This is a genomic window from Chryseomicrobium aureum, assembly GCF_043182735.1.
In the GTDB taxonomy this organism is placed as follows: domain Bacteria; phylum Bacillota; class Bacilli; order Bacillales_A; family Planococcaceae; genus Chryseomicrobium; species Chryseomicrobium aureum.
Window position 1 is genome coordinate 2654644 of the sequence record NZ_CP171117.1, and the last position, 15225, is coordinate 2669868.

The following is a 15225-nucleotide window of genomic DNA, read 5'->3' on the forward strand; positions in this document are numbered from 1 at the left end:
TCTACGCCTCAGGTCCGATCAATTTAAACTTTCCATGCTCAGGAATGAGAACGACATCTCCTGTCCGAAGCTTCTTCCCTCTGCGGTCTTCTGCTTCTCCGTTGACAAAAACTGTGTTCATTTGAAGAAATGGACGCGCCATCCCACCTGAATCAATGGCACCGGTCATTTTTAATAGTTGACCGAGTGTGATGTATTCTGAATCAAATCGAATCTCATTCATCGTTTGATACCTACTCTTTCTAAAAGTCATTATCACTCCATTTTACCCTATTTTTGTGGATAAGTAAAAAGGAGTCGCTGCAATGAGCGACTCCTTGGAAATTAATACGTTCGGACTGGCAAGATCAATTGCAAAATCGCATCATCATGCACAGATTTTAAAATGAACGGACGCATGACCCCAGTGAACTGGATTTGCACGTCATGACCTTCAATAGCTTTTAGTGCATCCATCATATACTTTGCACTGAACGAGATAACTAGCTCTTCTCCTTCAATCTGCTCTGCAAGCACTTGCTCTTCTACTTTCCCGATTTCAGGAGAGTTGGATGAAATCTCTACTGCACTTTGCCCTTGTGTCGTGAAACGGACCACGTTGTTGCGATCTTCACGCGCTAATAAAGATGCACGATCGATGGCTTGGTGAAGTGCACGGCCATTTACTACGACCAGCGTCTTATGTTCAGAAGGAATCAGGCGGCTCGTGTCCGGATAGTTTCCTTCAAGAAGACGTGAATAAAATAGGACGTTTCCAGCTTTGAATAAAATTTGTTGGGAAGTTAATACAATCTCAACAGGTTCTGAGTTATCTTCAAGAATCTTATTGAGCTCGTTTAAGCTTTTCCCTGGAATCACTGCGTTGTACTCTTCAGAAGGAGCACTTTCAAGCTTTGTCGAGCGACGTGCTAGACGGTGGCTGTCTGTTGCAACACACATCAACTCACCATCACGGATTTGCCAGTTCACCCCTGTTAGTACTGGGCGACTTTCTGAAGTCGAAACTGCAAAGACCGTTTCACGAATGATGGACTTGACTAAGTCAGCTGGCATTGTGAAGGATTGGTCTTCTTCCATCTGAGGAAGTAATGGATAGTCGTTGGCATCTTGACCGATCAGATGGAATTCTGATTTTCCAGAACGAACATCTGTCTGATAATTATTTTTCACTTCAATAAGAACGTCATTTGTTGGAAGCTTACGAACAATCTCATTAAAGAAACGTGCTTGCAATACGATGGAACCAGTCTGTGTCAATTGAACAATCTGCTCTCCATCTTCTTCAAGTGGGATGAATGTTTGAATTGTAATATCTGCATCACTACCTGTTAAGTAGATCCCTTCTTTTTTTGCCTCGATTTTAATTCCTGTAAGAATTGCGACGGTGGTTTTTGAACTTACTGCTTTCATGACATCATTCAATGCCTCGAGTAAGCGATCTCGCATTACTTCAAATTTCACGCTGAAATCAGCTCCTTATATACATATTTATTTTTATTAAAGAATAACAGCAATAGTAATAGGCACTGTGAATATGTGTATAAGTGCATTTTCCCCTACAGAAATATGGTTATCCACATGTACATAAAGTGTTTGTAAGTTAACGAATAACTAGTAGAGTTATCCACACTATTCAGATGAGCGTCCTAATAGACTCTTAATCTGTTTAATTTCACTTTTAAGCGTTTCATCTGTTTTGAGCAGAGTTGAAATTTTTTCAGTCGCATGAATGACCGTTGTATGATCACGACCTCCAAATTCTTCTCCGATTTTCGGCAGCGAAAAATCTGTCAGTTCACGAGAGAGATACATAGCGATCTGACGTGGATAGGCAATTGATTTTGTTCGCTTCTTTGCTGAAAAGTCTTCTAAACGTACATGGTAGTGCTCTCCAACGACTTTTTGAATGTCTAAGATGGTGATGATGCGTGAGCGACTGGCAGGCATAATATCTTTTAGTGCTTCAGAAGCCAAATCGACATTGATGTCGCGATTGATCAAAGATGAATACGCAACGACACGGATGAGAGCTCCTTCAAGCTCGCGGATATTAGAATCAATCTGATTGGCGATGTATACCATCACTTCATTACTAATATCTAAGCCGTCTGCACGTGCTTTTTTGCGAAGGATTGCGATACGTGTCTCTAAGTCCGGTGGCGAAATATCGGTAATCAGGCCCCATTCAAAGCGCGAACGTAAGCGATCTTCAAGTGTTGGAATTTCTTTAGGCGGACGATCACTAGAGATAATAATTTGTTTAGATTCCTCATGCAACGCATTGAATGTATGGAAAAATTCTTCTTGGGTTGATTCTTTTCCAGCAAGAAACTGAATATCATCTATTAGCAGCACGTCTACATTGCGGTACTTATTGCGGAAATGGACAGTTTTATTGTCTCGGATGGAGTTAATGAATTCATTTGTGAATTTTTCAGATGACAAATACACCACCTTGGCATTTGGATTATGTTCTTGTACATAATGACCAATGGCATGCATCAAGTGGGTCTTTCCAAGTCCAACTCCTCCATAAATGAAGAGTGGATTATACGCTTTTGCAGGTGCTTCAGCGACTGCGAGTGATGCAGCATGCGCAAAGCGGTTTCCGGAACCGATAACGAATGTATCGAACGTATACTTTGAGTTCAACATACCTGGTGAGAAGTCCGGCTGATCGTCTTGAGAGACCATCGGCTTTGGTGCAGGAATGTCATAGTCTTCTAAGTTTTGATCTTTTGGAACGATGAAGGAAATCATCGCTTCCTTTCCAGTCAAATCATGCAAAATCGCAGCAATTTGATGGACATAATGGTTTTCAAGCCAGTCACGCGCAAATGAGTTTGGTGCTGCGATTGTCAACGTGTCTTGTTTATAAGATAAGAGCTTTGTCGACTTCAGCCACGTTTCAAAACTCGGTTTCGAAACTTGTTTCTCCATCTCAGCGAGCACCCGGCCCCATAGTTCTTCGAGTTGATCCAACGAGGTACACTCCTTTCTGATTTGTGTCATATAAAAGCCAGACGCAATTCGACATGGCAAAAAAATATAGAACAATTATACACACTATAAAATACATGTGGATAAAACTTTACACAGACTGTGAAAAATATTATCCACACTTTATTAACAAATGTGGATAACTGAAAAAGGCGATTTTTTATGTACAGAGTAAAACACAATTAGCATATCATTTTTAGCTAGTACTGACAAGACTTGATTGAACTTATCCACAAAGCCTGATTTACACACAGTTATAGTTGTCCACAGGTATGAATATGTGCAAAAACTGTTCATAAGGGATGTTGATAACTTAGAATGGTGATTTTACATATTCCCATCGAAATTTGCAAGTGTTTGTCGAGAATGTGGATAACTTGATCTGGAGCATGAGGAAAAACTTGATTTTGCGCATTGACAGTCTGGGGCAGATTTAAGTATAATAGTCAAGACTGTCTGGAGATATTTAAGAATAGTCAAAGCAGGAGGTGTCTTACACAATGAAACGTACATTCCAACCAAATAAACGTAAACGCAGCAAAGTTCACGGGTTCCGCGCACGTATGAGCACAAAGAATGGTCGCCGCGTATTAGCTTCACGCCGTGCTAAAGGAAGAAAAGTATTATCAGCATAAGTCCACTGAACCCTCAGTGGATTTTTTTTTACTAGTATTTAGATGTGGAGAACGCCACTCTAGAAACTCCGAGGAAATCAGACGTGCCCGTGAAGGCGCTCTTCAGCCTTTGCGGGTGCGGCTGATTCCGGAGTGTGTTTCTGGCGTTCGGAACTCGATTCCATTCAAAGTCGAAGCCCGACTAAAACTCGATTCCACCACAAAAAACTTTGCTCTTCCTATTAGAAAGAAACCAAAACACGCAACAGATATTTACAGGAAGGTCGGAGGTCCATGAATAAACACCAGCGGATCAAAGACAACAAAGAATTTCAGGAAATCTTTAAAAAAGGGAAGTCGTATGCCAACAGACAGTTTGTCGTTTATATCATGCCAAGTGAAGAGACACATTTCCGAGTTGGGCTTTCTGTCAGTAAAAAGGTAGGAAATGCAGTCACACGAAATCGTGTTAAACGATACATACGTCAAACCTTTCTAGAACTGAAAGACGATGTTAAGCCCGCCAACTATATTATTATCGCCAGGATTCCGGCGGCCACACTAGATTTTCATGAGACAAAAAAGAGTCTCGAACACGTATTGAAAATCGCGAAAGTTTATCGTTCGAGTGGTAAGATAAAGAAAACAGAAGACAATGCAGGGGGACGTACAAGGTGAAAAAGAAGGTACTTCTCACTCTGCTTATAGTGTCTGCACTATTTTTAGCAGGGTGTACAGAATTCAATGCGCCAATTTACGATGAATCAACCGGGTTCTGGAATGAATACATCGTATGGCCACTTGTTTCAGCTATCACGTATTTTAAAAATCTGCTTGGAACGTACGGACTTGGAATTATCGCAGTTACGGTCATTATCCGTTTAGCCATTCTTCCACTTTTGATTAAGCAGACAAAGAGCTCGAAAAAAATGCAGGAAATTCAACCTCAATTGAAGTTACTGCGTGAAAAATACAGCTCAAAAGATGCACAAACACAACAAAAATACCAAGCAGAAATGATGGAACTCTTTAAAGAGAAGGGTGTCAACCCAGCAGCAGGTTGTTTACCGGTCTTGATTCAGATGCCGATTTTAATCGGATTCTATCATGCCATCAGCCGCATGAATGCTACTCCAGAAATTAATCTTGGTGATTTCTTGATTTTCCCACTAGCAGAGCCAAGTATTACACTTGCGATTCTTGCAGGGGTGTTCCAATTAGTTACTCTGATGACAGGCCCAGCGATGGACAACCCACAAATGAAAATCATGATGTATATTATGCCATTTATGATTGTCGGATTTGGTTTGATCTTACCATCAGCATTAACACTGTACTGGGTAATCGGAAACATTATCTCATTGATCCAAAACTTAGTAATCTACAAGCCGTGGAATAAGCCACAGGTCGTTCCAGTTCAAACGGGAGGGAAAAAGAGATGAGATCCACTACACAAACTGCAGCAACAAGTGAGCAGGCAATTCAACAAGCATTAAAAGAGCTTGGAATTCGTCGCGATCAAGCGTCGATCAAGATTTTAGATGAAGGTAAAAAAGGCTTTCTCGGTCTAGGAGCGAAGCCTGCAGTTGTGATAGTGAATGTCAAAGACGGTGTGACTGTTGAAGAAACACCGTCCTCTCCAGTGGTTGTAGAAGAGACGAAAGAGGTCGTCGAATCAGCCGCAGTTGATATCAGTGAACAGCCGATTGAAGCTGTGTCTGAACAGACTGAACCTGTAGTCGTCGAAACACCCGTTGCCAAGATTACAAATGATAAAGCAATTGAAGAATCGATCCGATACATGAAAGAAGTCGCGCAAGGAATGGGAATCAACGACTTAGACGTTACACATGAAGTCGAAGGCAAGTATGTTCACTTCCAGTTGAACAGTTCGAAAGCTGCTCAGTTGATTGGAAAGCGTGGTCAAACTTTAAATGCGCTTGAAAATCTTGTTCAATTGGTTGCAAATAAGTACTCGGGGAACTTCATGATCGTCAAAATGGACGTTGAAAACTACCGAGAGAAGAGAAAAGTAGCACTTGAACAACTCGCAGAACGAATGGCGGATAAAGCACGTCGTTCTGGAGAGAAAGTCGAGTTCGAACCGATGAATGCGTATGAACGAAAAATTATTCATAATGCATTATCTACACATGTAGACATCGATACGTATTCTGTTGGAGCGGACCCACATCGTCACTTAGTAATTGAACCGATTCAATAAGCAAAGGAGCCCCTTAGTGGGCTTCTTTTTTTGTCCAATTGTCACAGTTCCATAACTAGAGTTTTCCACAAAAATATGCTATTGTAAGGTGTTAGTGCGTTCAATAAAAATCAGTTATCCACACGTGGATAACTGTTCGATAGAGGAGAGAAACCAATAATGGAATTTGATACAATTGCAGCGATTTCCACACCACTCGGAGAAGGGGCGATCGCAATTGTTCGCCTAAGTGGTCCAGAGGCTGTTTCAATTGCTGATCAGGTGTTCCGCTCTCCTTCCCATAAAAAATTAGCGCAAGAAGCGACACATACCATTCATTATGGACACTTAGTCCGTCCAGAGACTGAAGAAGTCGTAGAGGAAGTCATGGTATCTCTGATGAGAGGGCCTAAGACGTTCACACGCGAAGATGTAGTAGAAATCAACTGCCACGGAGGGCTTGTCACAGTCAATCAGGTCCTGCAACTGGTATTACGTGCTGGAGCGCGTATGGCAGAGCCTGGAGAGTTTACAAAGCGCGCCTTCTTAAACGGTCGAATTGACTTGTCTCAAGCAGAGGCGGTCATGGATCTTATCCGTGCTAAAACGGACAAGGCGATGAATGTGGCGCTCGGTCAAATGGATGGTCGACTGTCTCGACTTATTCAATCTCTTCGCCAGGCATTGTTAGAGACGCTTGCACAGGTCGAAGTAAACATCGACTACCCGGAATACGATGACGTGGAAGAAATGACGATTCCACTCATGCGTGAGAAGGGCATGTGGGTCAAGCAAGAGATTGAGAAGCTGCTAGAGACGAGCATGCAAGGAAAGATTCTGCGTGAAGGGCTTGCGACTGTTATTGTCGGTCGTCCGAACGTAGGGAAATCTTCTCTATTAAACAGCCTGATTCAAGAAAATAAAGCTATTGTCACAGATATTGCGGGAACGACTCGTGATATTATAGAAGAATATGTCAATGTTCGTGGCGTGCCTCTGAAATTAGTCGACACGGCCGGTATTCGGGAGACAGAAGACATCGTTGAGCGTATCGGTGTCGAGCGATCTCGTCAGGTGTTAAAAGAAGCGGACTTGATCTTGTTGGTTATGAACCACTCAGAGGCATTATCAGAAGAAGATGAGCGTCTCATTGAAGCGACGCATGGTATGGAGACGATTGTTATCGTCAATAAGACGGATCTTCCGCAAGCATTGGATTACAGCAAGCTTGAAGAACTTGTCGGCCACCGCCGTATCGTGACGACATCTATTCTTCAAGATGAAGGTATTGAGGAACTTGAGCAAGAAATTGCGAAGCTGTTCTTTGAAGGGAATATGCAGGGAGGCGACATGACGTATGTATCGAACGCGCGTCACATCGCACTTCTTCATCAAGCCAAACAAACAATCGAAGATGCCCTGGATGCTACAGAACAAGGCGTTCCAGTGGATATGATTCAAATAGATGTAACTCGAACTTGGGAAATACTTGGAGAAATCGTAGGAGACACTGTAGAAGAAAGTCTCATCGATCAACTCTTTGCTCAGTTCTGCCTCGGGAAATAACAACAGAGAGGAAGAGACTATGCGTACTTTTGACGCAGGCACGTATGATGTAATTGTCATCGGTGCCGGGCATGCCGGAGTAGAAGCGGCACTTGCTTCTGCCAACATGGGTGCCAAAACACTCGCTTTAACTATTAACTTAGATATGATTGCCTTTATGCCATGTAACCCATCCGTAGGAGGACCGGCAAAAGGAATCGTTGTCCGTGAAATCGATGCACTTGGAGGCGCAATGGGGAAAGTCATCGACCGTACCCATATCCAAATGCGGATGCTCAATACAGGAAAAGGGCCAGCTGTTCGAGCGCTTCGAGCACAAGCTGACAAAGTCCTTTACCAACAAGAAATGAAACGTTTGATGGAAGAGCAACCAAATCTTTCTGTTCATCAAGCAGTAGTAGAAGAACTGATAATCGAAGACGAGGAAGTAAAAGGTGTTATCACACAGGTAGGTGCTATTTATAAAGCCAAAACTGTTGTTGTTACGACCGGTACTTTCTTGCGCGGGGAAATCATTATTGGTGACTTGAAGTATTCATCAGGTCCGAATAATCAACAACCGTCTATAAAACTCGCAGATAACTTGCGTGAACTAGGCTTTGATCTTGTCCGTTTCAAAACAGGTACACCACCACGTGTAAATTCAAACACAATTGATTATTCAAAAACTGAAATGCAACCAGGAGACGATGTACCACGTGCTTTCAGTTTCGAAACGACAGAGTTCATCATGGACCAACTGCCGTGCTGGTTAACGTATACAGGGGAGAAGACCCACCAAATCATCGAAGAGAACTTGCACTTATCACCGATGTATTCTGGAATGATCAAAGGGACTGGCCCACGTTATTGCCCGTCTATTGAAGATAAAATCGTGCGTTTTAACGACAAGCCACGCCACCAGATCTTCTTAGAACCAGAAGGACGCAATACAAAAGAAGTGTACGTACAAGGCTTATCAACGAGCCTTCCTGAGCATGTACAACGTCGTCTGTTAGAAAGCATTCCAGGTCTTGAAAAAGCGGAAATGATGCGTGCAGGCTACGCCATTGAGTACGATGCGATGGTTCCAACACAATTATGGCCAACACTCGAGACGAAAAAGATTAAAAACCTCTATACAGCAGGACAAATCAACGGAACTTCTGGGTATGAGGAAGCAGCGGGTCAAGGGTTGATGGCAGGTATCAATGCAGCACGCCGCTCGAAAGGTGAAGACGAGGTCGTTCTGAGCCGTTCTGACGCGTACATCGGCGTATTAATCGATGACTTAGTAACAAAAGGAACGAATGAACCGTACCGTCTACTGACTTCACGTGCTGAATATCGTCTCCTTCTTCGCCACGACAATGCAGATCTTCGTCTGACAGACTTGGCATATGAGATTGGACTCGTGTCTAAAGAGCGCCACGACCGTTTTACAGCGAAAAAAGAAGCGATTGAAGCAGAGTTAAAGCGCCTTCGCAGCATTATCATCAAACCAAATGAAGAGACGCAAAATCTGATTCGTTCTGTCGGTGGAAGTGAATTGAAAGACGGAATTCGCGCGTCAGATCTATTGAAACGTACGGAAATGACGTACGACCTAGTTGCACAACTTGTACCGTCTGAAGTAGAACTCTCTGAAGACAGCAAAGAACAAGTCGAGATCCAAGTGAAGTACGAAGGATACATCGAAAAATCATTGCAACAAGTAGACAAACTGAAGAAGATGGAAGATAAAAAAATCCCGGAAAACATCGATTATGATGCTATTTCAGGCCTCGCCACAGAAGCACGTCAAAAACTGAAAGAGGTACTGCCACTTTCATTAGCACAAGCTTCTCGCATTTCTGGAGTAAACCCGGCTGATATTTCTATTCTTCTAGTTTATATCGAACAGGGACGAATCGCTAAAGTCTCAAGCTAAGGAGCATTTCATGAACGAACAACAATTTATCGCAGCATTAGCTGAAAAAGGCATCCATTTATCGGAGCATCAGATCAAGCAGTTCAAGACATACTTTGAACTGTTAGTCGAATGGAATGAAAAGATGAACCTAACAGCTATCACAGATTTAGAAGAAGTCTATTTAAAACACTTCTATGATTCCATTACTGCAGCATTTTACGTGGATTTCTCAGAGCCTCTTACAGTTTGTGATGTAGGTGCAGGGGCAGGGTTCCCAAGTCTTCCAATGAAGATTTGCTTCCCAGAAATGCGCGTAACAATCGTCGATTCACTTAACAAACGTATCCAGTTCTTAACACACTTAAGTAAAGAGCTCGGACTTTCCCATGTAGAGTTTGTACATGCGCGCGCCGAAGAGTTTGGCCAAAACCCAGCGTATCGCGAGTCGTTTGACATTGTCACAGCGCGTGCTGTTGCACGTCTATCGGTGTTATCGGAGCTTTGTGTGCCGTTAGCAAAAGTAGGGGGGCGCTTTGTAGCTATGAAAGCAGCGTCAGCTGAAGACGAGTTGAAAGATGCAAAAAAAGCGTTAACAGTTCTAGGTGCAGAATTGAAAGAAGATTTTGCATTTAAACTACCTGTTGAAGAAAGTGATCGCAAACTTTACATTTTCACAAAGAAAAAAACAACACCAAAGAAATATCCGCGAAAACCTGGGACGCCGAACAAAAGTCCAATCCAGTAAAATGTTCCACGTGAAACATTTAATCTTCAAGCGATTTGTGATAGATTAGTAATAGAAGGTGGTGCACGTTTAGATGAAAAGTCCTTTTTCCAGGCTCTTTGGTGGTACAGATAAAGGGAAAGAAAAAGATGCAAGTTCAGAAGTGACAGCAACTGCAGCGACATCTACTACTGTAGAAGAAGTTGTTCAAATCCCAATTGGACGCATCGTTCCAAATAAGTATCAGCCTCGTACAGTTTTTGATGATTCAAAGATTGAAGAGCTTGCCCGGACGATTCGGACTCATGGTGTAATTCAGCCAATCGTTTTACGGGAAATCGAATCCGGTCAGTATGAAATCATTGCAGGAGAACGTCGTTTTAGAGCGATGAGCAAGCTAGAGTGGACAGAAGTACCTGCAATTGTTCGTAATTTATCAGATAAAGAGACGGCTTCTGTTGCGCTTATTGAGAACCTACAACGAGAAGAATTGACAGCTATTGAAGAAGCGCTCGCCTATCAGCAGCTAATCGAGTTACATGAATTGACGCAAGAAGCTCTTGCACAGCGACTAGGAAAAGGGCAATCAACAGTCGCCAATAAAATTAGGCTTCTTAAATTACCGCAACAAGTCCAGGATGCGATTTTGACTAAGGACTTATCCGAACGACATGCGCGTGCATTAATGAAAGTAAAAGTAGAGGAGCTGCAACTTGAACTTCTAAAACTAACGATTGATCAACAATTGAGTGTCAAACAATTAGAAGAACATATTGCAAATCTGCAAGCAAAAGCAGAAAAATCCGAAAAAAAGACTCCGGCTAAACCGCGACAGAAGATGGTTAACAAAGACGTGCGTATAGCCTTGAATACATTGAAGCAATCTCTCACAATGATTTCAAAAAGTGGGATCAACTTTGAAACACAAGAAGAGGATCAAGATGATTACTATCAAGTAGTCATTAAAATTCCAAAGCGAAAATAGCCCATTTAAACATCTTTGCACTGTGTGTAGAGATGTTTTTTTTGTAGAATGTTACGCACATGTAACACTATAATTAAAAAAATTTGATAGAATAAGAGATATGAGCTCAGAAAGTAGGTGCAAGAGTGGGAAGAATTATCGCCATCGCCAATCAGAAGGGCGGAGTGGGAAAAACCACCACATCCGTGAACCTCAGTGCCTGCCTTGCATATTTAGGCAAAAAGGTACTACTTGTTGACATTGACCCACAAGGCAACGCATCAAGTGGGGTCGGAGTAAACAAAGGTGAAGTCGATCAGTGTATATATGATGTGTTGATTGATGACGTGCCTGTAAAAGATATTATTATGGAAACTAAAGTAGAGAATCTACATATCGTTCCAGCTACAATTTCACTTGCTGGTGCGGAAATCGAATTAGTGTCTACTATTTCACGAGAAGTTCGCTTGAAACGTTCACTGGAAGAGGTTAGTCCTTATTACGATTATGTCATTATTGATTGTCCTCCGTCTCTTGGCCTTTTGACGATCAATTCTTTAACGGCATCAGATGCCATCATCATTCCTGTACAATGTGAATTTTATGCCTTAGAAGGGCTTAGTCAGCTTCTAAGTACAATTCGTTTAGTACAAAAGCATTTAAATAAGAACTTATCCATCGATGGAGTTCTACTAACGATGTTCGATGCTCGTACAAACCTTGGTATTCAAGTCATTGAAGAAGTGAAAAAGTATTTCCAAGAAAAAGTGTACAAGACCATCATTCCGCGTAATGTGCGTCTTTCAGAAGCACCAAGTCACGGGGAACCTATTATTATATATGATCCAAAATCACGTGGTGCAGAAGTGTACCTGGAACTGGCGAAGGAAGTGATTAAGCATGGCTAAAGGATTAGGAAAAGGCATCAATGCACTATTTCCAGGCGAAGATCAAAACACACAAGAACGTGTGGAACAGATTGAATTGAAACTCATCAAACCAAACCCTTACCAGCCACGTAAAATCTTTGATCAGCAGGCACTACAAGAGCTAAGTGCTTCTATTAAAGAACATGGCGTCTTGCAACCAATCATGCTTCGCAAAAAGGGAAGTAAGTTTGAAATTGTGGTTGGAGAGCGACGATTCCGCGCTTCACAGCTAGCAGGTTTAGCTGAAATTCCAGCAGTTGTCCGCAATTTAGACGACCGTGAAATGATGGAACTTGCTATTCTTGAAAACTTGCAACGAGAAGATTTAACGGCAATAGAAGAAGCAGAAGCGTATCAAAAGCTGATGGATACACTTGATTTAACACAAGAACAATTGGCTTTCCGTTTAGGAAAGAGTCGACCGCATATTGCGAACCATCTTCGTCTCTTAGTATTACCTGAGGAAGCAAAAAAAGCGATTTCAGCTGGTGAAATTACAATGGGTCATGGAAAAGCGCTTCTTGGTCTGAAAAAGAAGAAAAATATCCCATTGATTCTTGAAAAGACGAAGAAAGAGCAATTGAATGTTCGCCAACTGGAGGCACTTGTCCAACGTTTGAATGAAAATGTTCCACGTGAAACAATTGAAAAAGATAAGAAGGATATTTTCACTGTAGAGAAAGAGTCTGAATTGCGTGAGCGATTTGGTACAGCGGTGAAAATTAACCGTTCAAAAGATCAAGAAAAAGGAAAAATTGAAATTGATTTTTACTCAAAAGATGATCTGGAACGTATTCTAGAACTTTTAGAAAAGTAAACACTGACCTATTTCCACGTGCTGTGGAAATAGGTTCATTTTTTATAGTGCATGATTAGCGAAATGAAATTGTGAGAAAAGTAGGGATGAAGATGGTGTTATGGGGGACGCTGATCAATGCGCTTTTGATTGTAGTAGGAGCAATTGCTGGGCGACTATTAAAAGGAATCCCAGATCGTATGAAAGAGACGGTTATGTATGCAATTGGCTTAGCGGTTGCAGTGATGGGAATTCAAATGTCATTTGAAAGTACAAATTTTATTATTGTAATCATTAGTTTAGTAATAGGAACTGTACTAGGGGAGTGGTGGGATCTTGACCGTCAATTAAACCGACTGGGTCAGTGGCTTGAGAAGAAGATGAGCAGAGGTGGTCAAGAAGGCACGATTGCTCAAGGGTTTGTTACAGCGACTTTAATTTTTGTGATTGGTGCTATGGGCGTGTTAGGTGCATTAAACAGTGGGCTACGTAACGATCATGAGTTGTTGATTAGTAAAGGAATTATTGATGGATTCACATCGATTCTATTAGCTGCCACTCTAGGAATCGGAGTTCTACTTTCTGCAATTCCAGTCGCACTTTACCAAGGGAGTATCGCTTTATTTGCTACACAAATCACGCGACTTGTTCCAGATGAGGCATTGACACTCTTCTTAAGTGAGATGACGGCGACTGGAGGCATTATGATCTTGGCCATCGGGTTAAACCTAATCGGTATTACAAAAGTGCGTGTCGCTAATTTGCTGCCAAGTCTGTTGGTAGTGGCTCTTTACGTAGCATGGACGTTTGTGTTTTAGCCAAATGACGATGCCATGCTAGAAACAGGGCATTCGCTATGACACGCGCCATGTCATGTGTAATATGAAGCCGAGTAGTTTGCAACGTTTCGATTCCTTCGCTATGAAGGTGGTTGACTACACCTTTAATCGAATAAGACCCTATAGCGGGTAAGTCCTTTTGAACGGCTTTGCCTGGCCAAAGAGGACCAATCTCGAGTAAAATATCACCGATGGCACGATGATTGCCTAAACAGGCATCAATTGCGACGAGTGGAGCGTCTGAATCAAAGGAATGCAATTCTTCTACAATAGTAGTTAGATTCAATGCATGTACAGGCGAATCTAGACAACCTACAACGCGAAATGGAAAGCTTGAATAAAGGGACAAGAATGATCCGGTGAGTGGGCCGAGAGCATCACCTGTTGAACGGTCTGTGCCGATGCATACAAATGTTAGACGGGGGTCATCAAAAGGGAGTACAGTTAAGAGAGCCGAGCTCAGCTCCCAAATAGCACCTTGTGCTTCAAAATTAGTTGAGTGAGTTGTAGGATTCATAAGATATCCACCTTTCCAGCAGTAGTTCTAGTAGTTTATGTAGAACTCACTAATAGTATTCATAAAAAAGGAGGTTCTCTATGAGTGTCGAACGAATATGGGAACGAACAGTTGAATTTATAGTTAATGAAGCATTATGGATTACCATTGGAACAGCTTTACTGAAAATCTTATTAATTCTTATATTAATGGTTGTTGTAGTTAAAATCGGAAAATCCGCTATTGAACGTGTGATGATTCTTCGTTCTAAAACACCAATTGGCTATACAGAGCGCAGACAGAATACACTGATCAAATTACTGCAAAATGGTCTCACATATATCGTCTATTTTGCAGGGATTTTAGCCATTCTTTCTGCAATGAGCATTAATGTAGTCGGTCTACTGGCTGGGGCAGGGATTGCAGGCCTTGCCATCGGTTTTGGTGCACAAAGTTTAGTGAAAGATATTATTACCGGATTCTTCATTATCTTTGAAGACCAATTTGGTGTTGGGGATACAGTCATGATCAATCAGTCAAACGGAACTGTAGAAGAAATTGGTTTGCGTACAACAAAAATCAAGACGTACACAGGTGAGCTTCATATTATTCCGAACGGTAATATCTCGGAAGTGATCAACTACTCTGTGTATAATTCGTTGATCATGGTAGATGTTTCTGTAGCATACGAATCTGACGTGGATGAAGTAGAACGATTGATCAACAAGTTTTTAGATTCGACGGAGGAACGTTACCCGGAACTTGTCCGACGACCTGATTTGCTCGGAGTGAATGCGTTAGGTGCATCAGATGTTGTTATGCGTATAGCAGCGGAGGCGTTACCGATGAATCACTTTAAAGTCGGTCGCCTACTTCGAAGAGACATCAAGAAGTTCCTAGATAATCACGGCATTGAAATTCCGTATCAAAAGATGGTCGTGTTTGAACAAAAAGGAGGAGGCCAAACGAATGCAGGCAAATAAAGAGTTTCAGTTACACGATGTCGTGGAGATGAAGAAACAACATCCATGTGGTACGAATGCTTGGAAAGTCATTCGTCTTGGTGCAGATATCCGAATCAAATGTGAAGGCTGCGGACATAGTGTCATGATTCCTCGTCGTGAATTTGAGAAGAAGATGAAGAAGGTCCTTGTGCGTCACGAGGAACAATAGACAGGGGGCGCGTTGCCCTTTATACTTAAT

General features: G+C 42.0%; 17 protein-coding genes. 13 read left to right on the top strand and 4 right to left on the bottom strand.

The genetic code is table 11. The features are described from left to right. Nucleotide 1: 1 nt before the first annotated feature. The 3 genes from yaaA to dnaA form a co-directional block, all read right to left on the bottom strand. Entirely contained in the window at nucleotides 2-223 is a 222-nt protein-coding gene (gene yaaA / locus ACF3OH_RS13900; protein ID WP_204591228.1) for a S4 domain-containing protein YaaA, read from the bottom strand. A gap of 101 nt (nucleotides 224-324) precedes the next feature. Beyond that, nucleotides 325-1461: a DNA polymerase III subunit beta gene (gene dnaN / locus ACF3OH_RS13905; RefSeq protein ID WP_204591226.1), complete on the bottom strand. Its 1137-nt coding sequence runs from the start codon at nucleotides 1459-1461 to the stop codon at nucleotides 325-327. 168 nt (nucleotides 1462-1629) lie between these two features. After that, on the bottom strand, nucleotides 1630-2982 hold the full coding sequence (dnaA, locus tag ACF3OH_RS13910; protein ID WP_204591224.1) for a chromosomal replication initiator protein DnaA: 1353 nt from the start codon (nucleotides 2980-2982) through the stop codon (nucleotides 1630-1632). Nucleotides 2983-3500: 518 nt separating this feature from the next. On the opposite strand from dnaA, the gene rpmH reads away from it, so the two are divergent. The 11 genes from rpmH (at nucleotide 3501) to ACF3OH_RS13965 (ending at nucleotide 13505) form a co-directional block, all read left to right on the top strand. After that, nucleotides 3501-3635, top strand: a complete 135-nt coding sequence (gene rpmH, locus ACF3OH_RS13915; protein ID WP_094941861.1) for a 50S ribosomal protein L34 — start codon at nucleotides 3501-3503, stop codon at nucleotides 3633-3635. 273 nt (nucleotides 3636-3908) lie between these two features. Beyond that, on the top strand, nucleotides 3909-4292 hold the full coding sequence (gene rnpA, locus ACF3OH_RS13920; protein ID WP_204591222.1) for a ribonuclease P protein component: 384 nt from the start codon (nucleotides 3909-3911) through the stop codon (nucleotides 4290-4292). Beyond that, the gene (yidC, locus tag ACF3OH_RS13925; RefSeq protein WP_392455198.1) at nucleotides 4289-5056 is read left to right on the top strand and encodes a membrane protein insertase YidC; all 768 of its coding nucleotides are present in this window, start codon (nucleotides 4289-4291) and stop codon (nucleotides 5054-5056) included. The genes rnpA and yidC overlap by 4 nt, the downstream gene beginning before the upstream one ends. Continuing rightward, nucleotides 5053-5838, top strand: coding sequence for an RNA-binding cell elongation regulator Jag/EloR (gene jag / locus ACF3OH_RS13930; RefSeq protein WP_204591218.1), 786 nt, complete (start codon nucleotides 5053-5055; stop codon nucleotides 5836-5838). The genes yidC and jag overlap by 4 nt, the downstream gene beginning before the upstream one ends. A 159-nt stretch (nucleotides 5839-5997) precedes the next feature. Further along, on the top strand, nucleotides 5998-7383 hold the full coding sequence (gene mnmE, locus ACF3OH_RS13935; protein ID WP_392455199.1) for a tRNA uridine-5-carboxymethylaminomethyl(34) synthesis GTPase MnmE: 1386 nt from the start codon (nucleotides 5998-6000) through the stop codon (nucleotides 7381-7383). 19 nt (nucleotides 7384-7402) lie between these two features. Continuing rightward, a complete protein-coding gene (mnmG, locus tag ACF3OH_RS13940; RefSeq protein ID WP_392455200.1) occupies nucleotides 7403-9292 on the top strand; it encodes a tRNA uridine-5-carboxymethylaminomethyl(34) synthesis enzyme MnmG in 1890 nt (629 codons plus the stop codon). Between the two features lie 10 nt (nucleotides 9293-9302). Then, nucleotides 9303-10019, top strand: a complete 717-nt coding sequence (rsmG, locus tag ACF3OH_RS13945; protein ID WP_204591211.1) for a 16S rRNA (guanine(527)-N(7))-methyltransferase RsmG — start codon at nucleotides 9303-9305, stop codon at nucleotides 10017-10019. 73 nt (nucleotides 10020-10092) lie between these two features. After that, nucleotides 10093-10983, top strand: a complete 891-nt coding sequence (noc, locus tag ACF3OH_RS13950; RefSeq protein WP_392455201.1) for a nucleoid occlusion protein — start codon at nucleotides 10093-10095, stop codon at nucleotides 10981-10983. 125 nt (nucleotides 10984-11108) lie between these two features. Beyond that, the gene (locus ACF3OH_RS13955) at nucleotides 11109-11870 is read left to right on the top strand and encodes an AAA family ATPase (protein WP_204591207.1); all 762 of its coding nucleotides are present in this window, start codon (nucleotides 11109-11111) and stop codon (nucleotides 11868-11870) included. Next, on the top strand, nucleotides 11863-12708 hold the full coding sequence (locus ACF3OH_RS13960; protein ID WP_392455202.1) for a ParB/RepB/Spo0J family partition protein: 846 nt from the start codon (nucleotides 11863-11865) through the stop codon (nucleotides 12706-12708). The genes ACF3OH_RS13955 and ACF3OH_RS13960 overlap by 8 nt, the downstream gene beginning before the upstream one ends. Nucleotides 12709-12800: 92 nt before the next feature. After that, nucleotides 12801-13505, top strand: a complete 705-nt coding sequence (locus tag ACF3OH_RS13965) for a DUF554 domain-containing protein (protein ID WP_392455203.1) — start codon at nucleotides 12801-12803, stop codon at nucleotides 13503-13505. On the opposite strand, the gene yyaC is transcribed toward ACF3OH_RS13965, so the two are convergent. Further along, nucleotides 13444-14043, bottom strand: coding sequence for a spore protease YyaC (gene yyaC / locus ACF3OH_RS13970; protein ID WP_392455204.1), 600 nt, complete (start codon nucleotides 14041-14043; stop codon nucleotides 13444-13446). The two genes, ACF3OH_RS13965 and yyaC, sit on opposite strands and share 62 nt — an antisense overlap. 80 nt (nucleotides 14044-14123) lie before the next feature. Between yyaC and ACF3OH_RS13975 the strand changes: the two genes are divergently transcribed. Together ACF3OH_RS13975 and ACF3OH_RS13980 are read left to right on the top strand one after the other, a co-directional pair. Next, a complete protein-coding gene (locus ACF3OH_RS13975) occupies nucleotides 14124-15005 on the top strand; it encodes a mechanosensitive ion channel family protein (protein WP_392455205.1) in 882 nt (293 codons plus the stop codon). Next, complete coding sequence (locus ACF3OH_RS13980; protein WP_204591197.1) at nucleotides 14992-15195, top strand: DUF951 domain-containing protein; 204 nt, start codon at nucleotides 14992-14994, stop codon at nucleotides 15193-15195. Before ACF3OH_RS13975 ends, ACF3OH_RS13980 begins: the two co-directional genes overlap by 14 nt. The last annotated feature ends 30 nt before the right edge of the window (nucleotides 15196-15225 follow it).